A 22917-nucleotide genomic window follows, 5' to 3' on the forward strand; every position below is an offset into this window, starting at 1 on the left:
CCATGGGAATCGGTGATTACGCCCGTCGGATGGCCGGGCGCGCTGTACGCAGCGGCGTGCGGAGCGTCGCCCGAGTGGCCTTGGACCGGTTGGACCGGGCCTCACAGCAGCGCGGCGGACCGTCGATCCCGATCCCGGAGGATCTGCGACGCAAGCCTCGGGCCGATCGGAGCCGATCGAAAGGGCCGATCGTCACGGGCGAAGTCATCAGCGATTATCCGGGCGATTTCACGGCACGGGTCAGCCCGCGTTACGCGCCCGACCCGGACGGCAAGCCGGATCCGGGTGAAATCGTGTGGGGCTGGGTCCCGTTCGAAGACGATTACTCTCGCGGCAAGGACCGGCCGGTGCTCGTCGTCGGACACGATGGACGGTGGTTGCTCGTGCTGATGCTGACGAGTCGCGACCACATCGACCCCTCGCACAACGGACTGCGCGCCGATCATGGCGACTATTGGTTCGATATCGGCTCGGGCCCGTGGGATTCACGCGGGCGCAACTCGGAGATCCGTTTAGACCGCGTCATACGCATGCAGGAGTCCGCGGTGCGGCGCGAAGGAGCGGTCATGCCGCGGCGGAGGTTCGATGCGGTGGTGCGGGCCATGCAGCACGCTCGATTCTCGGATCCGCTGTAGTTGCTGATAGTATGATCCGTCGGCACCCTCATGACCTTTGAATCAAAAATTTTACGAAAGAGTTCAAGTTGGCAAACATCAAGTCACAGATCAAGCGAATCGGCACAAACGAAAAGGCCCGTCAGCGCAACCGCGCCGTCAAGACCGAAGTGAAGACCGCGATTCGTGCATTCCGTGAGGCAGCTGTCGCCGGCGATAAGGATGCTGCTGCGGAAGCTCAGCGCGTTGCCGGGCGCAAGCTCGACAAGGCCGTCAGCAAGGGCGTCCTGCACAAGAACAACGCCGCCAACCGCAAGTCGTCGATCGCCAAGCGCGCCAACGCGCTCTAAAGACTTTCCGACTTTCCAAACGGCGTCGCTTCGGCGGCGCCGTTTGCGTTTGCCGGCATAGATTTCGCGCACGACCGGAAGGAATCGCATGCGCCGCGTCCTCACTCCGCATTGGAGCATCGACCTCGACGAGTCCTTCGAATCTCGCGTCGTCGACGGCGACTTGAAAATGGTGTCGGCCGGGCCCCCGATGCGTACCGTGCTGGTCTCCGTCCTGGTGCCGCCGGCATCGCTGGCCCCCTTCGAGGTGCTCTCGCAGGCAGGCGCCGCGCCGGACGGCGTCGAAGTGCTCGAGCGCATCGGCGGCGGCGACGACGATGAGGCGCGACTCGGGCATTGGTGCGCCGAGGAGGCCATGGACGGTTCAGCGACCCAGTATTCCCTTTATTGCTCGACGGCCCGGCGCGGACAACTGGTGCGGATCACTTTCGTCTCCGACGTGGCCGCGGACAAATCGTGGGCGCTCGATTCCTGGAACAGCCTGGAATTTCAGGTGACCCCGCATCCGGAAACGTTCGACTGACGACGGGATAGTCACCGCGGACGGCGTGCGGCCGCCGCCACGGTGGTGAGCATCTTCTCCAATGCGTACACGGGGTCGCGGCCGGCCCCTTTGACGGCTCGGTCGGCTTCGGCCACCGCGCCGATTGCATCCGCCAGGCCGTCCGGCGTCCACCGGGCTACTTCACGTCGGGCGCGGTCCACTTGCCACGGTGCCATGCCCAGCTGGCCGGGCGAGGTGCCCCTGCCCAGCGCCGACACCTTGGCCATTCCGCGGAGTTTCATGGCCATGGCGGCTACCAGCGGAACGGGATCGACGCCCGTCGCCACGGCATGGCGGACAAGGCTGAGCGCCTGAGCCGTCCGGCCGGCGACTGCCGCGTCGGCTACTTTGAATCCGGTCGCCTCGACTCTGCCGCCGTAATACAGCTCGACCTGACGGGCATCGATGGTCCCGCTGGTGTCTTCGATCAATTGACGGCATCCGGCGGCCAACTCGCCCAGATCGGCGCCGACCGCGTCGAGGAGCGCACGGAGAGCCGCGGGACGGATCGTGCGGCCCGCGCGCCGGAACTCGCCGGCAGCGAAGTCGCTGCGCTCGGATTCCTTCTTCAGCGGCTGGGCTTCGATGACGGGCGCCCCACTGGCCTTGACGGCGTCCAGAAGTTTTTTGCCGCGCACTCCCCCGCCGTGCCGCAGGACAAGCGTGACGTCGCTTTGAATATCTTCCAGATAGTTCACGGCATCGGTGAGGAATGCATCGTTGGTGGCCTCGACGCCGTCCACGATCAACAGTTTGGTCTCGCCGAACAAGGACGGCGAGGTGAGAGTGGCAAGCTGTCCCGACTCGTAGCTGGAGGCCTCCAGATTCGTCAGTTCGATCGCGGGGTCGGCTTCCCTGGCCTGATCCTGGATCGAACTCACCGCCCTGTCGGCAAGTACCGATTCGCTGCCGGTCACCAGCACGACCGGCGCCGGGGCGGCCCGGTGCCACGGGACGAGGTTGGCCTTGGCGGCCTTCTTGTTGGGGCTCACCCTTATACTGTGCCATGCCGGGCCGACATCCGCACCGCCGCCTCACAGTGACAGGCTCGGGTGCAGTTTGCCGACGGTCCACATCCGTCCTCGATGGCTTGCCGCGATGGTAGCGAGCAGGGCGAGGCAGGTGGTGACGACGAGCACGAGCACGCAGCCGCCCACGATCGCGCCGTCTCCACCCGCCGTGAGAATACGCAAGCCGCGCACCGCGTAGGTCATCGGCATGAACGGCGAAATGGCCTGGAAGAATCCCGGCGACGTCGCGACCGGATAGGTGCCGCCCGCCGACGTCAATTGCAAGACGAGCAGGATGAGGCCGAGTAGCCGGCCGATGGCCCCGAAGAGGGCAACGAGGGCCTGATGGACTGCCGCAAAGCACACCGCCACCAATACTCCGAACCCGAGAACCGCCGGAATGCTGGGCGCCGACAAGCCGACGAAAAGGAACAACACCCCAAAGAGCACCAACGCCTGCACTACCCCCAGTGCCGCACCCGGAAGCCAACCGGCCAGCATAATCCGCCACGATCGGACAGTCGACGCCAGCGCCCGCACCGGCACGGCTTTCAAGAGCATGAACGTGACCATGCCGCCGATCCAGAGCGCAAGCGGCACGAAGAACGGCGCAAGCCCCTCCCCGTAGTGGTCGACGGCGTTCAGCGTCGTTTGCGTCGCGTTCACCGGCGATGCCGCCACGTCGCTGCGGGTTGCCCTGTCGGATTTGGAATAGGTCGGGATCTGCTTGACGCCTTTGTCCAGACCGGCCGACAGGTCGACGATCCCGGAGTACAGTTTGTCGGAACCGTTATCGATCTTTCGGGCCCCTCGTACGGATTTCCCGACGCCGGCGTGCAGTTGGTTCGCTCCGCCTGCCAGCCGCGCCGCGCCCGTTGACAGCGTCGTCAATCCGGTGTGCAGGCGCGCGGCGCCGGACGACACCTTCCGCGCGCCGTCATTGAGGGAATTGACCTTCCGATCGACAGTCCTGGCGGTGGCGACAGCCGAGTTCGCCCTCTCGCGAAGCTGCTGATCGATGCGTGCCGCGCGGCTTTCGTGCTGCGCAGCACGCGCGGAGGCGTCGTCGAGCCGCGACTCGGCGGTATTCAACGTCTTGGCGAGCCGGACGATATCCGGATCGTGCGGATATTTCTTTTGCAGGGCGGAAATTTCCGATCGGCTGGATTGACGGATCGTCGTGCCGGTCTTGTCAAAGTCGCTTTTTGCCTGACGTGCAGTGGTCCGGGCGGAATCGGCAAGCGTCGCGGCCTTGGCGCGCACTTGCTCCACGCGCGAGGTTGCCGAATCGGCGCCGGCGGCCAGCCGGGAGGTTCCTTCGGCCACTTGGCCGGCGCCATCGGCCAATGTCGCACTGTTCGAAGCCGCACTGCGCGCGCCGTCATTGACGTCGTCGGCGCCGTCCGCGAGTTTTCCGGACGCCGTGTCGAGCTTCGTCAGGCCCGTGACGAGACTGCCAGTGGCGTCGCGCAAGTCGGACGATCCCGAATTCAGCCGGTGCGCGCCGGATGCTGCCTTCGACGTCTGTGCGTGGATGTCGTTGAAACCGACGTACATTTTGCTCAGATAGTTGGCGGTGGTCGTATGGTCCAGACTCGTTCGGATGCCCGATAGCACCGTGGACGAGAGCTGCCCGACGACGAAATTGTTCGAGTCGTTGGTCGTGAAGGACAGTTTTGCGCGGTGCGGATCTTTCCCGCCGGTGCTCACGAGCGATGACGAAAAACCCGGCGGTATCGTGAGCACTGCGTAATAGGATCCATCCTTGAGCCCCGCTTTTGCCTTCTCGGCCGAGGTCGCAGTCCAGTCGAAGCCGGCCGCGCCCTTTGCGGTCACCGAATCGACAAGGTCGTCGCCGGCGGTGAGCCGCTCGGACGATTGCGGCTGCACCGCACCGCGATCCTCGTTGACGACCGCGGCGTGCAGCCGGCCCAGATGCTCCGTCGGCTTCCAGTTGGCCGACAGGTACAGGCCGCCGTAGATCGTCGGCACGATCAGGATTGCCGCCACTGCGGCTTTCGTCAGCGACGTGCGCTTGAACCGGGAGAGCTCGAGCCATGAAAGGGAGAACATCGACGACTCTTTCGTTGTGTCGGGGACTACAGATTGACGCGGACGACGGTCCCCGCGTCCGGGGCACTGTCCAGATAGGCGGTGAGTTCGCGGTCGTCCTGGCACGTGACGATCAGGGTGATTTCCCTGTCGGCCCGGCGCACGAACGTTGCCAACGCCGACCAGGCGAGGTAACGGTCGGCCGATTCGCCGAGACTGTCAATGTTGTCGATGACGACGACGGGGGCAGACCCCATGACCGCCAGCGCGGTGCTCACGGCGAATTTCTGCAACTGTGTCAGGTCTCCGATGAAGCTCTTTTGGCCGAGACGACGGACGAACGCCGTCCCGGGGTCGGGATCGTCATCGGTCGTCGGCCATGCGTCGGCGATGGCGTCGGTGACGATGTTGCGCGCGCGGATCAGGACGTCTCGCACTGCCGTGCGAGACGCAAACGGCTTGTACCAGGGTCGCAGCAGGATGAGACGTTCGGCCACGTGCTGCTCGACCGTCAAGTCGCTGTCGAGGTCGTTGACGCCGGGCGATTCGCCAAGCGAGGTGAGAGCCCGCACCTTCGACGGCTTGTCGGTGATCGGCACACCGAGAACGCGGGCGGTTCCGGCGGTGGGTTTCATCCGCCCCGACAGGGTCAGCGCCAGAGACGTTTTGCCGGAGCCTGCCGGGCCCTTGATCACGAGAATTCCCCCGGCCGGAACTTGCACGGAGATGTCGTGGAACACGCTCGAGCCGCCCGATGAAACGCTGAGCCGGTACGCATCGATGGCCGGCTCGGGTGCGGATTCCTTATCGGATGCGCTCTCCTCGACGGGCTCCTCGGGGGCCTTCGGCGCCTCGGGGCCGGCGGATGCGCTCGCATGTTCCTCTGCCATGCGTACACTGTGGCACAACCGGCGGCGCGCATGGCGGAAATCGGGCAGCCGCCCGGCTCCGGGCCATTACGTCACTCGGCGGTTTGCAAGACGACGAGCAGCCGCGACTCGGCAAGGGCAGTCACGGCGTGCGGTGCGCCGCCGGACATGTAGACGACGGCACCGGGAAGCAATTCATCCCGATGCCCGTCGGCGTCGAAGAGGACGCGGCCGGAGATCACGTGCAGCATCGCGGGCATCGGAGTGCGATGCTCCTTCAGCGATTGGCCGACGGCAAAGGTCAGATGGATAACGCGCACTCCCTCGGCCTTGAACACATTGGTGGGCGCCACCCGGCCCGGCCGAATCGGATACTGCTCGTCGAACGAGGTGGCCGACCGTCCGAGGATAGTGATCGTGGACGGTTCGGGGGCGGCTTCCGCGCTCATCGGAGGACCTTTCGGCTGCAGCAGAGAATAAAACTGATATTGTTCATTTATAATCTCTTCCAGGAAGAAGGTCAAAGATGAGCCACGACGAACGACTGTCCGTTCAACAGGTGGACGAAGCCGCCTACAAGCCGATGTACCAGATGGAGAAGTATATCCATTCCGGCGTGCTTGATGAGGGGCTCCTCGGAATCGTCAAGATCCGCGCATCGCAGATCAATGGATGCGCGTTCTGCCTTGACATGCACGCGCGGGAAGCGCGCTCGGCCGGCATCGATCAGCGCAAGCTCGACGTACTCGCCGGGTGGCGGGAAGCACCGGACCTTTACACCGAACGCGAACGGGCTGCCCTGGCGCTGACCGAATCGGTCACGCTGATCGGTCAGGACGGCGTGCCGGACGACGTATGGCGGACGGCGTCGAGCACATTCGACGATCAAGAGCTCGTCACTGCTTTGATGGCGATTTCGGCAATCAACGTGTGGAACCGGTTGGCCATCGCAACCCGACAGAGCCTGCCGGACGCCTGAACCCGGCGTCCGGGCTCACCATCGAATCGTCAGGAGAACTATCCGTGTCAGACAATCTGTATCCCAAAGCCACCGCCGAGATGTCCGCTCGCCGCAAGGAATTGGCGCCGAAGACGCACGACGCATTCACCGAATTCAGCAAGCAGGTCTTTGCCGACGGCGCACTTGACGAAAAGACCAAACAGCTCATCGCCGTTGCGGTTGCGCATGTGACCCAGTGCCCGTATTGCATTGACGGGCACACCAAGTTGGCCTCGCGCAAGGGCGCTACCGACAACGAAGTGATGGAGGCCATCTGGGTCGCCGCCGAAATGCGAGCCGGCGGAGCCTACGCCCACGCAGCGCTGGCGCTGGGCGCGCTCGGCCATGAGAGCAGCAACCACTCGCACTGACCGGCTTCCCCGCCCGCCGCTCCGACCCGGCCCGCCGTTCCGCGTGCGGACACCGACGCGGAACTACCGCAGGGACACCGCTCGTCGACGGCGATTGCCGAGATATCGGGTGAGTTTATCGATGACGGCACCGACCACGAGCGCGAGCCCGACGGCAACGGCTATGCCGAGAAGTGGTTTGTCCGAAAGCCACGGGCCGACGGAAATTCCGATGACTGTCGTGTACACGGCCCAGCACGCCGCCGAAAAGGCGACGATCGGCACGAATCGGCGCAGCGTCAGCCCGAGCGCGCCGGCCCCGAAGTTCGCCACGATACGCCCGACCGGGATGAACCGCGCCGTGAGCAGGGCCGATACGGTGCGGTGTTCGAGACCGTCGGCGGTCCGGTCCAGCAGCGCCTCGATCTTCGACCAGCGTCGAAGTCGCTGCAGCCCGCTGAATCGGCCGATCGCATAGGCGGCCAGATCGCCGGCAGCCGCACCGACCGCCGCGCAGATCATCACGACGGGGAGGTTCGGGTGGCCGACCGTCGCCGCCAATGACGCGGCCGCGACAACGAGGATCTCACTGGGTACCGGTGGGAAGACGCCGTCGATCAGACACAGCACCGTGATCAACGGATAGAGCCAGATTGACGACGCGGCCGCCGCCACCAATTCGTTCATACTCTCGACGTTATTGTTCGTGCGCGACGGCGTCTGCCCGGACAACCTCCGCCATCGGTGGGGACAACCCGATAGTCGATCCCGGCGCAGCGGCGACCTACCCTTCGGCGCCGTCCAAATCGTCGATCAACTCGAGTCCCCGACGAGCCCATCCGATCTCTTGCTCGGCTCTGGCGATGAGACCGGCGTACGTGTGCTGTTTGAACGCGATAGTACGACGGCGCCGAGAAACCGGAGTGACCGCGAGACGGCTGTTCAGCATGTCCGATTCGTTATTCTCGATCTGCCGGGCCTGCTCGCGCCACTGCTGCAGCTCACCGGTGAAATGGTCGATATGTGCCCGGAAGAACTCCCGCGCGGAGTCCGGCTCGGCCCATTCGAGATAGCTGGCCTTCAAATGCGCCGGATCGCGCACGCGCCGGTAGTCCGGCGGCTCGTTCATCCAGCGCCGGAACTCTGCAGCCCCGTCGTCCGTGATCCGGTACCAACGCTTTTGCCCGCGTTCACCGCGCGCCACCGAAGAACTGATCAGAAGTCCGGCCGATTCCATCTTGCGAAGCTCGGGGTAAATCTGCGAATCGGGGGCATGCCAGACGTGGCCGACCGAGGATTCGAAACGGCCACGCAAGTCGTACCCGGTCATCGGTTCAACGCTGAGGAGCGCCAATATGGCATAACGCAGACTCACGGTTCGGATGCCCCGAATTCGGCAATCCAATCGGCGGTGCGGGCAAGCCCGCCAAACGTGTAAAAATGCAGGCGGACCTTTTCCCGTTCAGCCGGAGGGAGCTCCGCGGCAAGGTCGCGGACGAAGTGATCGGGACCGGCCGTGCCCAACAGGTTCGTCAGCGAAAAGCCGTATTTGCGCGCGATGCCGGCGCTGGAAGCCACTCCGAACCGTTTGGCGTACGACAGTAGCCGCCTGATTCCGGCGGGACCGGGAACACCGATCCGGAGAGTGGCGTCAATCCCCCTCGCCCGCACACCGGCGACCCATTCGATGACGCGCCCCGTGTCGAATCCGAACTGGGTAATCACCGAGACTTCGTGCCCGACGTCCGCCACTGCCCTGGCTTTATCGGTCAAGGCCTGCCACAGCGCCTCGTCGCGAATATCGGGGTGCCCTTCCGGGTACCCGCCGATTCCGACCTTGGTGATGCCGTACTCGGCCAGGACGCCCGACCGGATGACCGCCAGCGAATCGGCGTACGGCCCCGCCGGCGTTGCAGGGTCGCCACCGACGACCAGCACGCTGTCCACCGCCGCACGCTCGACGAGGGAGTCGAGGAACTTCCGCAATTCGGCTTCGGATTCGAGTCGGCGTGCCGAGATGTGCGGAACGGGCGTCAAGCGGAACGAACGGACGGCCGCGGCCGCGGACACGCGCATCGGCATGTCCTCATTGCCCAGAAATGTCACGTTGACGCGCGTGCCCGGCGGAATCGACTCGTGCGCCTCTATCAGCCCCGGCACGTCCTTGCCGGTCATCTCGAGCGAATAGTCCTCAAGCAATTCCGCAACACTGATCGCGTCGTCCGCATTTGTCATGACCGCACATCCCGTCGTTCTCGAGCCAGTCGTCCTAGTCCTTGTAGCCGGTGCGCCACCCCGACCGGTAGTGCTCGCGGGCCACGGCGGAGTACGGCGCAGGACTCACGACGGCTCGCACGGTGGTCTGGCGGTGCTTTTCCACTGTCGGCTTTCCGGTGCCGCCGTCCGGCTCGCCCCACACGACCGTCAGCTCCGCCCCGTCGGGGATGGACGGGTCGATGGTGGCCAAGGAGAGTCCGCGACGTTCGTTGGCACTGTATCCCGTGAACATGGAAAGGCCGACGACATTGCCGTCGCCGTCAAGGACCGTGTCGTAATTCGATGACCCGTAATTTGCCAGCGGCAAGTCGAAATATTTGTACGGAAGCCGGCCCGTATCGAGTACCGACGTCAGGATCCGGCCGAGATCGTCGGCATTCCAGGCCAGAGTGACCTTGCGGCGCTGCGCGGCGGGGTCGATTTGTTCCAAGGCGTCGCGGCCGATGAAATCGTGGTCGAATTTCACGAACGCCCCATATCCGAGTTCCCATGGATTCAGGTAGTAATCGGCGATGTTGTCCGAGACGAAACTGCCCGCAACGGCATTCGTTGCCTCATAGCTGTCCGCGCCGAGCCACTGCCGGTATGACAGCAGCTCGTCACCGGTGTAGATGGCCGGCAACGGCGAGGGGATCCAGCCGGATTCGAGGGTATTGGACGGATACGCCCGCGCACCGACCGGCAGGAGACCGAATTCAGCGCCCTGCTCGATAATTTCATCTCGGACGTCGTCGTAGGACTCGTACGGCCCCCAAATTTCAACGCCCGGAGCGCCGGCCATCCCGTGCCGCAACGTGCGAACTTCACGAGCGCCGACGTTCATCGTGCCCATGGTAAAGAACTTCAGCTTCTCCAGCGGTTTGCCGTTCAGCTTTTCGATGATTGCCCATGCGTTCGGCCCCTGGATCTGGAAACGCCAGAATTTTCGGGTGACCGGCCGTCCCATCGGGCGGGAGGGTGAGCGGCGGTCGAGTTCGACGTGCACGTTGTAGCCACCGGTTTCAGCATGGAAAAGCAGCCAGTTGACGGCCGGGGAACGTCCCACGTAGACGTATTCGTCATCGCCGTGGTGAAAGAGGATGCCGTCACCGATCACGTGACCGGCCGGGGTGGTCGGCACGTACTGTTTGGCCTTGTTGACCGGAAAGTTCTCGAGACTGTTGATGGCCGTGTCGGAAAACAGCTTGCGAGCATCCGGCCCCGTCACCACAAGACTGTCCATGTGGTGGGTCTGGTCGTAAAGTACCGCAGTTTGCTGCCAGGCGAGCTGTTCCGTGCGCCAGTTGGAAAATTCCGGCGCCACGACCGGATAGACATAGGCTCCGAGTTGAGAGTTGCGCAGCATCGCGACGGTGCTATCGGTCTGCTGGAGGAGCTCTTCGAGGCTTCGTGCCGGCATTGGCTGTCCCTTCCGCGGTCGCTTCACGTCCATTGTGATCCTCATCACTGTCACAATAACTATCTCCATAGTGAATGTCGACGGGATTCGAGTCATCGTCGACCTTTGACGACCACCTTCCCGGCAGCGTAGCGTCATGGCACGAGTCAAGCAGCGGCTTTCGTTCTCTGAAGGAAAGTACGCATGACTAAAACGCAGTCCGCCACGGCCGCGACGTTGCTCGCGGAATACGGTTCGACGTACGCGCACGATGCCGGAATTCGCTTGAAGAACACGCCGGCTCCGTTGTACCAACTGCTCGTCCTCTCGCATTTGTTGTCGGCACGGATCAGTTCCGATATTGCAGTCTCGGCGGCGCGTGCGCTGTTCAAAGCGGGATTCCGCACCCCGGCGAAAATGGCGGCGGCAACATGGCAGCAGCGGGTGGATGCGCTGGGCGAAGGACACTATCGTCGCTACGACGAGCGCACCAGCACTCAGCTGGGCGACGGCGCCGAGAAGTTGCTCGACGAATATTCGGGAGACCTGCGCAAACTCCGTTCGGCATCGGCCTCGGCGACCGACTTGGCCAAACGTCTCCGGATTTTTCCAGGTATCGGCCCGACGGGTGCCCACATCTTCTGTCGAGAAGTGCAAGGAGTATGGCCCGACGTCCAGCCGTTTATCGACAAGAAAGTACACGAGGGCGCGAACAGGCTCCAGCTGCCGACGAGCGCTGAAGATCTTGCGCGTCTGGTCGAAGCTTCAGACCTCCCGCGACTCGCCGCCGGGTGCGTCCGAGTCGCCCTGGATCCGGACATTGCCTCGGCCGTGAAATCCCGCAGTCGCGGCGCGAACCAGTCTGACAAGACCGATTAATAGGAAGGGCGAATAACAATGAAAGCTGTCGTTTATCACGAACCCTATGAGGTGAGCGTCGAAGACGTCGACGATCCGAACATCGAGGATCCGACGGATGTCATCATCAAGGTCTCCTCGTCTGCAATCTGTGGCTCCGATCTGCACATGTACGAAGGACGCACCGGGGTCGACACCGGTACCGTTTTCGGCCACGAGAATATGGGCACTGTCGTCGATGTGGGGTCCGGCGTAGCTCGCTTGAAAAAGGGCGACCGCGTATCGGTCCCTTTCAATGTCGCGTGCGGCTTTTGCCGCAACTGTCTCGCCGGCAAGACCGCTTTTTGCCTCACCGTCAATCCAGGATTTGCCGGCGGTGCCTACGGCTATGCAGCGATGGGTCCGTATTCGGGCGGACAGGCAGAATTTCTCAGAGTTCCGTTTGCCGACTTCAATTGTCTGCAACTACCCGCCGGTGACGATTTTGAAGACGATTTTGCGATGCTTGCCGACATATTCCCAACCGGATATCACGCCACGACTCTTGCGCAAGTCGCACCGGGTGAAACCGTCACAGTGATGGGCGCCGGACCCGTCGGACTGATGGCCGCATACTCCGCCGTCATCAAGGGCGCCTCCCGGGTCTTCGTTGTCGACAAGATCAAATCGAGATTGCAGCTGGCCGAATCCATCGGAGCGATTGCCGTGGACTTCAGCAATGACGACCCCGTCGAACAGATTACGCATGCGACGGACGGCAGCGGGACGGATACGGGAATAGATGCCGTCGGGTACCAGGCAACGGCCGCGAGTGGTGAAGAGCAGCCGGCCACCGTTCTGAACACCCTTGTCGACGTGGTTCGCCCGACGGGACGCATTGGCGTTGTCGGGCTATACCTACCGGAAGACCCCGGCGCGCCGGACGAGCATTCCGCACACGGCGAACTGCTCTTCAAGATCGGCCGCTTCTTTGAAAAAGGTCAAAAAATCGGCACGGGCCAGGCCGATGTCAAAGCCTATAACCGACAGCTTCGCGACCTGATCGTCGCCGAACGCGCAAAGCCGTCATTCGTCGTCAGTCAAACGCTACCGCTCGCCGATGCCTCTGACGCGTACCGACGCTTCGACAACCGCGAAGACGGATATTCGAAAGTCGTGCTCAAGCCACACGAACAGTGAGCGCGGGGCGGACCCGCCGCCGAGCCGCTGGCTGCTTAACGTCACTCGACGACGGGCGTTCGGGCCTGGATCGCGACGCCAGGCAGCTAGAGGGCCCCGTCTCCGGGATTCGGCGTCAGGAATTCATCTGAGGGATCCAATTTGTCCATCCCGGCATGTTGATGAATGTGGCGACCCCGATGATTTCGAGGATTGCCAGCACCAACGCGATGATGGACAGGACGAGACCGGTCACGGCGATGCCGTGACCGGCCAGGCCGAAATGTCTCGCCTTGCGCATGCCGATCACCGCCATGATGATGCCGACGATTCCCAGGACGACGGCCACCGGCGACAGCACGACGGCTAACACAGCGCACAGAGCCACGACGCCGAGTACCAATGAGAATGCGGCAGCGACACTTGTCTTGACGTCGCCCACGGTCGCGCCGCCGCGAGAATAGTGGGGCCGTGCCGCATCGTCGGACACTGCGTTGTTCCTCGATGGCTGTGCTCGATGTTCGGCAAAGTGGTTTGACTCGTTCGTCATCGTCGTCACCTTTCGATACAACCGGCGCATGTGCGTTTCAGTGCTCCGGCGGCTTCTGCAGGCAACTGCTTTACCTCTTTCCACCGTAAATCGAACCGAGCCGACCCGCAATGCACCTCTTCGTCCGGTTGTCTGTCGTCCGCGGCGGAACTATTGTGAAGATCAGTCAAGCAATCGGCTGCCAATCACAACTTCGTGGATGAATACACGAACGACGTAAGGACAGTCTTATGAAGGCGAGCGATACATTAGCCGAGAACTTGCAGAAAGTTCTCGTGGACTTGATCGAACTCCATATTCAAGGCAAACAGGCGCACTGGAACGTGATCGGTAAGAATTTCCGAGATCTGCATCTGCAGCTGGACGAGATCATCGCCTCAGCCCGGGGTTTCGCCGACACGATCGCCGAACGGATGCGTGCTTTGCACAGCATTCCGGATGGCACGAGCCAAACCGTCTCGTCTGCCACGACCTTGCCGCAATACCCCAAGGGCGAGGTACAAACTGCCGAGACCGTCGATCTGATCACGGAGAGGCTGGATGCGACAGTCGACACCATTCGGCAGGTGCATGATCAAGTAGACGAGGAAGATCCGACGACCGCCGATCTATTGCACGAGGTGATCCATATTCTGGAGCAGCATTCGTGGATGGTCAGAGTCGAAAATCGCTAGCGTCGCCTGAAGGCGGGGCGTTTCGCCGGCCTAGGATTCGCCATACTCGTCATTGACTTCCGTCGATGGGAATTGTGGATCCAGCTCGCTGTAAATTTGCGACGCCTCTTCTTCATCGAGATCGAGTTCGTCGATGACTTCGTCCGGTTCAATGCCGGAAATCGACGTTTCTTTTTCGCCTGTCATCGCATCTCCATGGTCGACTGACGGTGAGATATCACAGCATTGGCTTTCCGCCCGTGACGGCAACTCGGGCGCCCGAGACGTAGCTCGCCTCGTCGGTTGCGAGCATGACGTAGACGGGCGCAAGCTCGGCGGGCTGCCCGGCCCGGCCGAGCGGCGAGTTGTCGCCAAATTTTTCGATAGCCTCCGGCGGAAACGTCGAGGGAATCAGCGGCGTCCAAATCGGCCCGGGCGCGACGCTGTTGACTCGTATCCCCCTGTCCCCGAGTAGTTGGGCCAAACTTGCCGCGAAGTTGGCTATCGCCGCTTTCGTCGCGGCGTACGGCGCCAGGTTCGGACGGGGCATATCGGAATTGACCGAGGAACTCGCGATGATCGTCGACCCCGGCCCCATGTGCGGCAGCACCGCTTTCGTCAGGCGGAACATCGCCGAAATATTGAGCCCGAACGTGTAATCCCATTCCTCATCGGAGATTTCTTCGATGGTTTCATGGTTCATTTGGAATGCCGCATTGTTGACGAGGATGTCAACGGTGCCGAATTCGTCCACCGCGCGATCGATGACGTCGCGGCAATGCTGCGACTCCGATAAGTCCCCCGGTATCAGGACGGCTCGTCGTCCGGCTTCTTCGACGTAGCGCGCGGTTTCCCGGGCGTCCGAATGCTCGTTCAAATAGCTGATCACCACGTCGGCGCCTTCTCGAGCGTAGGCAATCGCGACGGCGCGTCCGATACCGCTGTCCGCTCCGGTGATGACTGCCTTTTTCCCTTGCAGCCTGCCGGAGCCTGTGTAGCTCTCCTCGCCGCAGTCCGGCACGGGCGTCATCGCTGATTGGATACCCGGTACATCTTGCTGTTGAGCCGGCTTGCCCATCGTCGCGCTCCTTCCTGTGCGGTTGGCTTCAGTTCTTGTTCACGCGCCGGCCCGAGACCACACGCGATGACCGGACAACAGGTCGACGATTTGCGCGATCGTCGTCCGAGGCTCGTCGAGTATGACGCCGGCGGCACCGTCATCGATGCCGACGCTCTCGAGGATTGCCGCCACCGATCCCCACCCTCCGATGGGTTTCAGGTGCCGATACGCTTCGTCCACCAGGACGCTGAGCCGCTTGTCGCTCGCCACGCCGACGGTCTCGGCGGCAAGGATGACCGCATCGAACTCGGTGGACCGAGCCGTCAGATACGAGCGCTGCACCGGAATGTCCGACCCCGCGGCCTTTCCTGCGGTGGGCGCGACGATGAGGGCCTGCATCCCCAATCGAACTATTTCGTCTCGAGCGCTTATGACGGATTCGATATCGCTGTTCTCGTCGATGACGAGGCCGATGATGCGTCCGTCGACCGGCCACGTTTGTCCGACTTGCGACACCGATGGGTACCGGTCAGTTGCGCCGACCGGCTGTTCGGCCTCGGGAGCCGAAAGCCCCAGGCCGCCGGCAACGGCTTCGCACAGGTCACGGTCGATGTTCGCCAATGATTCCAATTGACGAATCCGCACCGGTTCTTCATAGCATTTACCGAGTTCGAACGTGTACGCCTCGATGACGTGCCGTTGTTCAATTGCGGAAAGGCTCCGGTAGAAGAGCGCTGCTTGGCTGAAATGATCGGCAAACGACTCCGGGGCCTTCCGTACCTTTGCACTCTCGGGTACCGGCTGCGGGATGTCGATGAATGCCGCTGACTCGGCGCCCGCTTGGAACGGGCACCCCGCGTCCAGACTGTTCGGCCGGTAGGGCGCGACACCTGTGTGATCGGCAACCTGATGCATTCCGTCTCGGAGCATGTCGTTGACGGGGGCGTGCGGCCTGTTGATCGGGATTTGCGCAAAGTTCGGGCCGCCGAGACGGGTGATCTGAGTGTCCAGATACGAAAAGAGCCGAGCCTGCAGCAATGGGTCGTCCGACACGTCGATGCCGGGCACCAGGTGCCCCGGGTGGAAGGCGACTTGTTCGGTCTCCTCGAAATAGTTGCGCGGATTGGCATGCAGCGTCATCAGCCCGCACGGGCGTACCGGAGCCAATTCCTCGGGGACGAATTTCGTGGGATCCAGCAAATCGATCCCTTCGAATGTCGAGTCGCCGGTATCGGGAAAGACTTGCACGCCGAGTTCCCACTGAGGATAAGCGCCCGCTTCGATCGAGTCCGCTAGATCTCGACGGTGGAAGTCGGGATCGACGCCGTTGATGATTTGAGCTTCCTCCCACACCAAGGAGTGGACGCCGAGCCGCGGTTTCCAGTGAAATTTCACCAATGACGTTTCGCCGTCCGCATTGATCATCCGGAAGGTGTGAATTCCAAATCCCTCCATCATCCGGAACGAGCGTGGAATCCCCCGATCGGCCATGAACCACATCGTGTGCGCTTGGGCTTCCGTGTGCAGTGAGACGAAATCCCAGAACGTGTCGTGCGCGCTCTGTGCTTGCGGAATCTCCCGGTCCGGGTGCGGTTTGGCGGCGTGCACGACGTCCGGGAATTTGATCCCGTCCTGTATGAAGAAGACGGGAATGTTGTTTCCGACCAGGTCGAAGGTGCCCTCGTCGGTATAAAACTTCGTCGCAAATCCGCGCGTGTCGCGAACCGCGTCGGCAGATCCGCGTGAACCCACCACCGTCGAGAACCTGACGAACACGGGAGTCTCGACCTCACTCGACAAGAATGACGCGCTGGTCAGGCCCGCGGCCGTGCCGTAGGACCGAAACGTTCCATGAGCTCCGGCACCACGCGCGTGCACGACGCGTTCGGGAATGCGCTCGTGATCGAAGTGCGTGATCTTCTCACGAAGATGGTGGTCCTGCAGTAGCGTCGGGCCGCGGTCTCCGGCCTTCAGCGAATGGTCGGTGTCGTGCAAACGTAGGCCTTGCGCCGTTGTCAGATACTCGCCGGTTTGGGAATCTGCGTCCGCTGCCGCCGACGGCCGGCCGGTCGGTGAAACCCTTTTCGGCCCCTGCTGGTCGGCTTTCGGCGACGGTGCCGGGTGCGGCTTCGTCGGTTCGGCAATCTGCGGAGTCACCGATGACGGAGCGCCGGGAACGGGTTTGTCAGTGGACATGGTGGTCCTCCTCGAGCAGCAAGAACGCGCTGCGAACGGACACGTGCTGTGTCGATTTCTCAGCGCCACTGCTCGACGCGCGGCTTTGAGAGCCGCAACCATTGCGTGTCGAAAAATCCCGAGCGGGCGGTCGGCAGGCTATGGTGCTCCACACTATAGCCGCAACGGTTCCCGCCTCACAATACGTCGGCGGCCCGGTGTGCAGATCCCAATTTCCGCAGCCCCCGTCGCCGTACAGCCAAGTGCAGCAGTCCCCCGCCGGCTACGGCGTCAGTAGTCGTTCGGCATGGTGCCGAACCTCGCTCGACACCCCAGGTACAAACCGTAGCTCGCCAGGCCGAGTCCGGCGGCGACGAGTCCGGCCGGACCGGTTGGCTGGCCCTGGATGGTCCGGAACACGGTACTGATCCCTTCGGCCTTCGCCGGTTCGAAAGTGATTGTCGAATAGCCGACGAGCATGCCCGCCGAGCAGATCACCAATCCTTTGGCGATATAGCCGATCATGCCGAGCACGACTGCCGTCCGCCCAAAAAATCCGGACGTGCGTTTCAAATTCTTGCGGTGGGCTCGACGCAGACCCTTGACGACGAAAAACACGCCGATTCCGAAGATCGTCGCTCCGACGGCCGCAAGAAAAAGCCGACCGGCGAGCGTTTGCATCAACTCGACGCTCAAATCCGATTTTCGAGCATTGCTCTTGTGGCTGTTCGTCCCGCCGAGAGCGTATCGCACCGTCACAATTGCCAGCGCGCCGTAAATGAGGATGAGACCGACCGAGCTACCTTTTTGCATGACACGCCGGTAAGTCGAGCGATAACCGCGACCAAAGCACAGTTCCAGCGCATGCCAAATTGTGAGGGCAGCAAACGTGATCGCCGCGACCCACAGGGCAAAAGCCCCACCCGGCTCATTGGCTACGGCCGTGAGGACGCCGGCTTGGCTCGGTTTCGCGCCATGGCCACTCGCCAACCGAATGGCTGCATAACCGATGAGCAAGTGCAGCACACCGTTGACCGCAAATGCGGCACGCGCCACCGTTTCGAACGTCCTTGAATTGCTCGCCGCATCGGCAAGGTCGGCGGCGTCCATCGAATCGGCGCTGTGCCGTGATGAGGTCACAGCATATCGCTCATCAGTCGAATTCCCAGTCCTCGAGCCGGCCGTTCGCCGTCACCGGCGCCCGACGCCGTACGGTTACTTGACTCTAGCCCGCACTAGCGCGCCTCTCAACCGGCGATTGCCGTTCGGCCGACGGCACCGCCCGGAGTATCGTCAGGGCAAAGCTCCCGATCGGCACCCAGAATTCACCGTTAGAATGCTGAGAACCAATCGGGACGATAAGGCGGGCAGCTTGGACAACGAACGAGAAGCAGATGGCGATTTGCAGCGAGTAGGGGCTACCGAGGATACGTGGGACGCACTGAGTGAAATCGCCAGGGCACTGCAGCAAGAGGACGACCCCGAGCAGATTCTCGTCGATATTGTCGACGGCGCCATCCAGCTGGTCCCCGGCGTCGATGCGGGATCGATCAGCTTTGTTTTGAATCGGAAAAAAAGCGGGTCGAGGGCGGCTTCGGGAGAATTGCCCTCCCAAATCGATGCGGTACAAAACGAACTGAATGAAGGTCCGTGCCTGCGAGCCGTCTACGATCATCCGATCGTCCGCGTTTCGGATATGCGCAGCGAAACCCGGTGGCCGACCTTCGCCCGCCGAGCATACGAGCTCGGCGTCGGCAGCATGATCGCGTTTCAGCTTTGGGTCGAGGACGAGAACCTGGGCGCGTTGAACTTGTTCGCACGCGACCCCGGCGCGTTCGACGAAGAAACCGAGCGCATCGGACTGCTGTACGCCGCACAGGCTGCAGTGGCGTATGCAGAGACTCAGAAGACGGCGCAACTCAGCCAAGCGATCGAGACGCGGGACCTGATCGGCCAAGCCAAGGGGATTTTGATGGAGCGCTACAAGATGAGCGCCGGACAAGCGTTCCGCGTGCTGGTCCGTTCCAGCAGCACGAGCAACAAGAAGCTGCACGTGCTGGCGGAAGAACTGGCCACGACCGGCCAAATAGCCGGGGTCACCGACGCCGGCGCGAGCGGAGGCATCTGAGCGATCGCTTGCATTGCCGCGCCCGGGTGACGCTGCTAAGCTCGACAACGAGCCTGGTTCCAGATATGCGGCGACGGCAACTCAGCTTGATCTGACTAATTGAGGTGTCGCATTTGCGCACATCGAACCCAGCCCGTCAATTCACCGTCGCGACGCTTGTGGCGGCCGCGTTGGCCATGTCTGCTTGTGGCGGCGGCTCAGCGAATTCCAGTGCGACGACCACGCCCACGAGCGCCATGCAGGGAAAGGGCCTGGCAACGCACGCGGCCCCCGGCGCCGCGTCCCGTGCGCGCACCCCCGAAACGCGTACCGCCCTTGACGCCATCGCCACCGCTCAACACGCGGTCGCCGGCGGACAGGTGTTCAACCTCGAAAGCGACAAGGATCACGGCAAGAAGGTATGGGAGGCGGAGGTCGCCGATCCGAGCGGCAAACAGTTCGACTTCACCATCACGGCCGACGGCAGCAAAGTCATTCACCGCCGCGAAGACAAATCGCCCGACGACGACGTGAAGAAGCTGCATGCAGCCAAGATCCCGCTCAAGCGCGCGATCGGAACAGCCGTCAGTCAGGCGAAGAAGGTCGGCAAACTGACGTCGCTGGAGATCGACACGACGGATGGCGGTCAGACGCTCGTCTGGGAAATTCGGTTCGGCGGCGATACCGGCATGACGGCAGTCGTGAACGCGAAAAACGGCACGGTCGTGACAGTGGGGCCGGACGCCGGCTAACCGGATCGCTTCGACGGTCTCCGTCACGGCCTCCCACCGCCGCGCACCACGGTGCGTCGTGTTGCATCAATCCGCCGCGTCCACCCCCGCGCGTCAAGGTGTTCGAACAACGGAACGGCTACCCGCCGGGTCGTGTGCAGGGCTTGCCGGCCCTCGCTGAGCGTGAACGGCTGGTCAAGACCGGCAAGGGTTCGCATCGCCAGTGCCGGCGCGTTCGGAAGTAATACAATGTGTTCCGACAGACGCAGTAGACGGCCCCGGCGTTCGGCTGCCGCGAGTTCGCGTCGTCCCAGGCCCAGTTCCGCCAACTCCCCCATTTCGGGGGCGGTGAACGGATCGGCCGCGAGTCTGTCCTCGAGTTCGACTACCGCTGCTTCGGCCGGCCCGAGGTCGCCCGGCTGTCCGGGCGGCCGAATGTTTCCGTCGTGCATGACTAGGCCGGCTTCCCGGATGACTGCGTCCAGAACGGAATCGTCGCTCACGGACAGCAGCCGTCGGGCGGCCCCGTGGGACAGCCCGTCCGCGAGCTTGTCCCGCTGGACAAGGTTTGCCACTTCGGTACGCAGGCGGCCGACCCAACCGTCGAGGGCGCGTGAATCGACCCACCACTCCCCGATGACCGTCACGCCGTCCGGCGGCCCGGCCTCGTCGGACAGGACGCCGAGACGGCGCAGGTATCGAGGCTGCACAATTCCGCGGCGGGCGACTTCGGTCGCAACGTCGCCTTCGGGCCGCATTGTTGCCAGGGTCAGCGCACGGCGCCGACCGGCGCCGCGCCGGAGTAACGGCGGCGGATCCACATCGACGATGCGGGCTCCACCGAACACCGACCGACTCGACGACGGGCGCAATACGAGACGGTCGCCAAACTCCAGCGGAAGATTCCGGTCGAGGGTGAGCCGGCCGTGGTCGTCGTCGAACGGACGTAACCGGCAAGCCACCGACGCCGTGCCAATGTGGACCAGTAGCTGCGCGGGTGCCGCCGTCAGCGCCGGGCCGCTGCTTCGTCGAATGTCGACGCTGTCGACTACCGGCCATGCGCCGGGCGTCACGAGGACCTCGCCACGATGGATCTCGCTCGCGGAGACGCCACGGAGGTTGATCGCCACCCGTTCGGTGGGGCCGACCCGTCTCCGCGCCGTCTTGCGGCTCTGCAATCCGCGAACGTCGACCGGGCGCAGCGGGTCCGCGCCGGCGACCTGGAGCTTGTCGCCCAGGTTGAGCGTTCCGGCCGCGAGAGTACCCGTCACGACGGTTCCCGAACCGGGGACGCTGAACGATCTATCGATCCACAGGCGAATTCGGCCCGAAGCGGCAGGCGTCGGCATGCCGGCCAGCACCCCGTCAAAAGTCGCGCGTAAATCGTCAAGGCCCGCACCGTCGAGCGCCGAAACGGCCACGGCGGGTGCGCCGTTCAGCCCCGTCGCCGCAAGCTCCTCGCGTGCCTGGGCGAGGACATCATCGACCCGTTCGCGGGCCCGGTCCGTACGCGTGATCACTATGAGCCCGTGTTCGATGCCCAAAGCGGCGATCACGTCACGGTGGTCGCTCGACTGGGCTTGCCACCCTTCATCGGCCGCCACGACGAAGCAGACGGCGGAAACCGGTCCCAGGCCGACCAGCGCATTGCTGAGGTACCGCTCGTGTCCGGGGACGTCGACGAACGCCACTTCGCGTCCGGAGGGGAGCTGCATCCATGCGAAACCCACGTCGATCGTCAGTCCCCGGCGGTGTTCCTCCGCCCAACGATCGGGCTCTATCCCGGTCAGGGCACGCACGAGCGTGCTTTTGCCGTGATCGACGTGCCCCGCCGTGGCAACGACGTACATGGTCAGCTTTCCCGGGAACCGACGGCTTGCTCGTGTAAAGCAGCCGCAATCGCGTTTCCCAGACGTTCATCGTCGTTTTCGGGGATGCAGCGCAAATCGACGAGACACACCCCGTCGTGCACCCGTGGAAGCACCGCGGGGTTTCCCGTTCGCAGGAACGGCGCCACCGACTCCGGTAACGCGATCGCGTGGCCCGCCAGCGGAACCCCCGGCGCCCCACCGCCCCCGACGCGGCCGTCGTGCTCGACCACCTCGGCTCCCACCGGTGCGGCCAAGCGTTCGGCGCGCACCCGTAGGCGGCCGGCGTCACCGGCGAGCGACAGTTCGGTCGGAGTCGATTGTCCGACGACAGTCGCCTCCAACGCCGCAAGTGTGAGCTTGTCGGCGCGCAGTGCGCGTGCCAGAGGGTGGCGGGCCAGCCGGGACACCGCCTTCCGGGTACCGAGGATGAGGCCCGCCTGCGGGCCGCCGAGCAGCTTGTCACCGCTGGCTATTGCAATATCCGCTCCGGCATCGAGAACACTTGCGAAGTCGGGCTCGTCCGGCAACCGGGGGTCGGGCGCCAGGAGGCCGCTGCCGATGTCCACTACCAGCGGCACCCCGTGTGCATCCGCCAGGGGTCGCAGTTGTCTCACGGAGACGCTCGCGGCGAATCCGGTGATCCGGAAATTGCTCGGATGTACTTTCAAAAGACAGCCGGCGTTCGAGCCGAGCGCCTCGGCATAATCGTCCACGTGGGTACGATTCGTCGTGCCCACTTCGTGCAAGCGCGCACCGGTGGACTCGATCAGTTCCGGTAGCCGGAAGCCCGCTCCGATCTCGATCAGTTCTCCGCGACTGATCACCACGCCGGCGCCACCGGCGAGAGCCGTGGTGGCCAAGACGAGCGCTGCGGCGCCGTTGTTGACGACGAGCGCATCTTCGGCCGCCGGACATGCGTTCAGCAGCGCCGCGCGTGCCGCCGCTCCCCGGCCCGAGCGGCGGCCGGTCGTCAAATCGAGTTCCACATCGACATATCCGCTCGCCGCGATCAAAGCGTTCACGGCCCCGCTGGACAACGGGGCGCGGCCCAGATTGGTGTGCACGACGATTCCGGTGGCGTTGAGGACCGGCTGCAGCGATCCGGTGGATTCGACAGCTGCCACAACTGCCGATTCGACGTCTCCGGGCGACAAGCTGCCGGATCGCGCTTCGGACTGGACGGTGTGGATCAGCGAGCGCACGACGCGGTCGTTCAATCTCTGTCGTGCGTGCCGGACGGCCGGAAGTTCCATGAGCCGATCGGTACGCGGGATGAGGCGCCGAGAATCGTCGGTGACCACGGGTCCTCC

At 63.4% G+C, this 22917-nt stretch carries 25 protein-coding genes; 10 read left to right on the forward strand and 15 right to left on the reverse strand.

Going from position 1 to position 22917, the window contains the following annotated elements:
* Positions 1 to 2: 2 nt before the first annotated feature.
* From BJY26_RS14965 to BJY26_RS14975, 3 genes are all read left to right on the forward strand, one after another.
* Entirely contained in the window at positions 3 to 635 is a 633-nt protein-coding gene (locus tag BJY26_RS14965) for a type II toxin-antitoxin system PemK/MazF family toxin (RefSeq protein ID WP_237248783.1), read from the forward strand.
* A 68-nt stretch (positions 636 to 703) separates the two neighbouring features.
* Complete coding sequence (gene rpsT, locus BJY26_RS14970) at positions 704 to 964, forward strand: 30S ribosomal protein S20 (RefSeq protein ID WP_179429003.1); 261 nt, start codon at positions 704 to 706, stop codon at positions 962 to 964.
* 88 nt (positions 965 to 1052) lie between these two features.
* On the forward strand, positions 1053 to 1487 hold the full coding sequence (locus BJY26_RS14975; RefSeq protein ID WP_179429004.1) for a hypothetical protein: 435 nt from the start codon (positions 1053 to 1055) through the stop codon (positions 1485 to 1487).
* Between the two features lie 11 nt (positions 1488 to 1498).
* Here the strand turns inward: BJY26_RS14975 and holA are convergent, their stop codons facing one another.
* The 4 genes from holA to BJY26_RS14995 form a co-directional block, all read right to left on the reverse strand.
* Positions 1499 to 2500, reverse strand: a complete 1002-nt coding sequence (holA, locus tag BJY26_RS14980) for a DNA polymerase III subunit delta (RefSeq protein WP_237248782.1) — start codon at positions 2498 to 2500, stop codon at positions 1499 to 1501.
* Positions 2501 to 2542: 42 nt separating this feature from the next.
* Positions 2543 to 4591, reverse strand: a complete 2049-nt coding sequence (locus tag BJY26_RS14985) for a YhgE/Pip domain-containing protein (RefSeq protein ID WP_179429005.1) — start codon at positions 4589 to 4591, stop codon at positions 2543 to 2545.
* Positions 4592 to 4617: 26 nt separating this feature from the next.
* Positions 4618 to 5460, reverse strand: coding sequence for an ATP-binding cassette domain-containing protein (locus tag BJY26_RS14990; protein ID WP_179429006.1), 843 nt, complete (start codon positions 5458 to 5460; stop codon positions 4618 to 4620).
* 71 nt (positions 5461 to 5531) lie between these two features.
* Positions 5532 to 5888 carry a cupin domain-containing protein gene (locus BJY26_RS14995; RefSeq protein ID WP_179429007.1) on the reverse strand — a complete coding sequence of 119 codons (357 nt, stop codon included), beginning with the start codon at positions 5886 to 5888 and terminating at the stop codon, positions 5532 to 5534.
* A 77-nt stretch (positions 5889 to 5965) separates the two neighbouring features.
* Here BJY26_RS14995 and BJY26_RS15000 point away from each other — a divergent pair, with 77 nt between their 5' ends.
* Together BJY26_RS15000 and BJY26_RS15005 are read left to right on the forward strand one after the other, a co-directional pair.
* On the forward strand, positions 5966 to 6418 hold the full coding sequence (locus tag BJY26_RS15000; RefSeq protein ID WP_179429008.1) for a carboxymuconolactone decarboxylase family protein: 453 nt from the start codon (positions 5966 to 5968) through the stop codon (positions 6416 to 6418).
* A gap of 44 nt (positions 6419 to 6462) precedes the next feature.
* A complete protein-coding gene (locus BJY26_RS15005) occupies positions 6463 to 6810 on the forward strand; it encodes a carboxymuconolactone decarboxylase family protein (protein WP_179429009.1) in 348 nt (115 codons plus the stop codon).
* Positions 6811 to 6873: 63 nt separating this feature from the next.
* On the opposite strand, the gene BJY26_RS15010 is transcribed toward BJY26_RS15005, so the two are convergent.
* The 4 genes from BJY26_RS15010 to ligM form a co-directional block, all read right to left on the reverse strand.
* The gene (locus BJY26_RS15010) at positions 6874 to 7476 is read right to left on the reverse strand and encodes a DedA family protein (protein WP_179429010.1); all 603 of its coding nucleotides are present in this window, start codon (positions 7474 to 7476) and stop codon (positions 6874 to 6876) included.
* A 97-nt stretch (positions 7477 to 7573) separates the two neighbouring features.
* Positions 7574 to 8164, reverse strand: a complete 591-nt coding sequence (locus tag BJY26_RS15015) for a PadR family transcriptional regulator (protein WP_179429011.1) — start codon at positions 8162 to 8164, stop codon at positions 7574 to 7576.
* Positions 8161 to 9024, reverse strand: coding sequence for a methylenetetrahydrofolate reductase (locus BJY26_RS15020; protein ID WP_179429012.1), 864 nt, complete (start codon positions 9022 to 9024; stop codon positions 8161 to 8163). Before BJY26_RS15020 ends, BJY26_RS15015 begins: the two co-directional genes overlap by 4 nt.
* Before the next feature lie 34 nt (positions 9025 to 9058).
* On the reverse strand, positions 9059 to 10465 hold the full coding sequence (ligM, locus tag BJY26_RS15025) for a vanillate/3-O-methylgallate O-demethylase (protein WP_179429013.1): 1407 nt from the start codon (positions 10463 to 10465) through the stop codon (positions 9059 to 9061).
* A 183-nt stretch (positions 10466 to 10648) separates the two neighbouring features.
* Between ligM and BJY26_RS15030 the strand changes: the two genes are divergently transcribed.
* On the forward strand, positions 10649 to 11323 hold the full coding sequence (locus BJY26_RS15030; RefSeq protein WP_179429014.1) for an HhH-GDP family DNA glycosylase: 675 nt from the start codon (positions 10649 to 10651) through the stop codon (positions 11321 to 11323).
* Positions 11324 to 11341: 18 nt separating this feature from the next.
* A complete protein-coding gene (locus tag BJY26_RS15035) occupies positions 11342 to 12481 on the forward strand; it encodes a glutathione-independent formaldehyde dehydrogenase (RefSeq protein WP_179429015.1) in 1140 nt (379 codons plus the stop codon).
* Positions 12482 to 12596: 115 nt separating this feature from the next.
* Here the strand turns inward: BJY26_RS15035 and BJY26_RS15040 are convergent, their stop codons facing one another.
* A complete protein-coding gene (locus BJY26_RS15040) occupies positions 12597 to 13010 on the reverse strand; it encodes a DUF4190 domain-containing protein (RefSeq protein ID WP_179429016.1) in 414 nt (137 codons plus the stop codon).
* A gap of 230 nt (positions 13011 to 13240) precedes the next feature.
* Here BJY26_RS15040 and BJY26_RS15045 point away from each other — a divergent pair, with 230 nt between their 5' ends.
* The gene (locus tag BJY26_RS15045; RefSeq protein ID WP_179429017.1) at positions 13241 to 13684 is read left to right on the forward strand and encodes a Dps family protein; all 444 of its coding nucleotides are present in this window, start codon (positions 13241 to 13243) and stop codon (positions 13682 to 13684) included.
* A 30-nt stretch (positions 13685 to 13714) separates the two neighbouring features.
* On the opposite strand, the gene BJY26_RS15050 is transcribed toward BJY26_RS15045, so the two are convergent.
* The 4 genes from BJY26_RS15050 to BJY26_RS15065 form a co-directional block, all read right to left on the reverse strand.
* A complete protein-coding gene (locus BJY26_RS15050; RefSeq protein WP_179429018.1) occupies positions 13715 to 13870 on the reverse strand; it encodes a hypothetical protein in 156 nt (51 codons plus the stop codon).
* A gap of 31 nt (positions 13871 to 13901) precedes the next feature.
* Complete coding sequence (locus tag BJY26_RS15055; protein ID WP_179429019.1) at positions 13902 to 14741, reverse strand: SDR family oxidoreductase; 840 nt, start codon at positions 14739 to 14741, stop codon at positions 13902 to 13904.
* Between the two features lie 39 nt (positions 14742 to 14780).
* Positions 14781 to 16919: a catalase gene (locus tag BJY26_RS15060; protein ID WP_179429020.1), complete on the reverse strand. Its 2139-nt coding sequence runs from the start codon at positions 16917 to 16919 to the stop codon at positions 14781 to 14783.
* A 270-nt stretch (positions 16920 to 17189) separates the two neighbouring features.
* Positions 17190 to 18038, reverse strand: a complete 849-nt coding sequence (locus BJY26_RS15065) for a DUF1206 domain-containing protein (protein ID WP_179429021.1) — start codon at positions 18036 to 18038, stop codon at positions 17190 to 17192.
* A gap of 232 nt (positions 18039 to 18270) precedes the next feature.
* On the opposite strand from BJY26_RS15065, the gene BJY26_RS15070 reads away from it, so the two are divergent.
* Entirely contained in the window at positions 18271 to 19026 is a 756-nt protein-coding gene (locus BJY26_RS15070) for a GAF and ANTAR domain-containing protein (protein WP_237248781.1), read from the forward strand.
* A gap of 113 nt (positions 19027 to 19139) precedes the next feature.
* Positions 19140 to 19757 carry a PepSY domain-containing protein gene (locus BJY26_RS15075; protein ID WP_179429023.1) on the forward strand — a complete coding sequence of 206 codons (618 nt, stop codon included), beginning with the start codon at positions 19140 to 19142 and terminating at the stop codon, positions 19755 to 19757.
* Between the two features lie 23 nt (positions 19758 to 19780).
* Here BJY26_RS15075 and selB read toward each other — a convergent pair whose 3' ends face one another.
* Both selB and selA read right to left on the reverse strand, forming a co-directional pair.
* The gene (gene selB, locus BJY26_RS15080; protein WP_179429024.1) at positions 19781 to 21586 is read right to left on the reverse strand and encodes a selenocysteine-specific translation elongation factor; all 1806 of its coding nucleotides are present in this window, start codon (positions 21584 to 21586) and stop codon (positions 19781 to 19783) included.
* Between the two features lie 2 nt (positions 21587 to 21588).
* Positions 21589 to 22908 (reverse strand): L-seryl-tRNA(Sec) selenium transferase, encoded by a 1320-nt coding sequence (gene selA, locus BJY26_RS15085; protein ID WP_179429025.1) that lies wholly within the window; start codon positions 22906 to 22908, stop codon positions 21589 to 21591.
* Positions 22909 to 22917: the final 9 nt, after the last annotated feature.

Origin of the sequence: Spelaeicoccus albus (assembly GCF_013409065.1) — a bacterium.
Taxonomy (GTDB): domain Bacteria; phylum Actinomycetota; class Actinomycetes; order Actinomycetales; family Brevibacteriaceae; genus Spelaeicoccus; species Spelaeicoccus albus.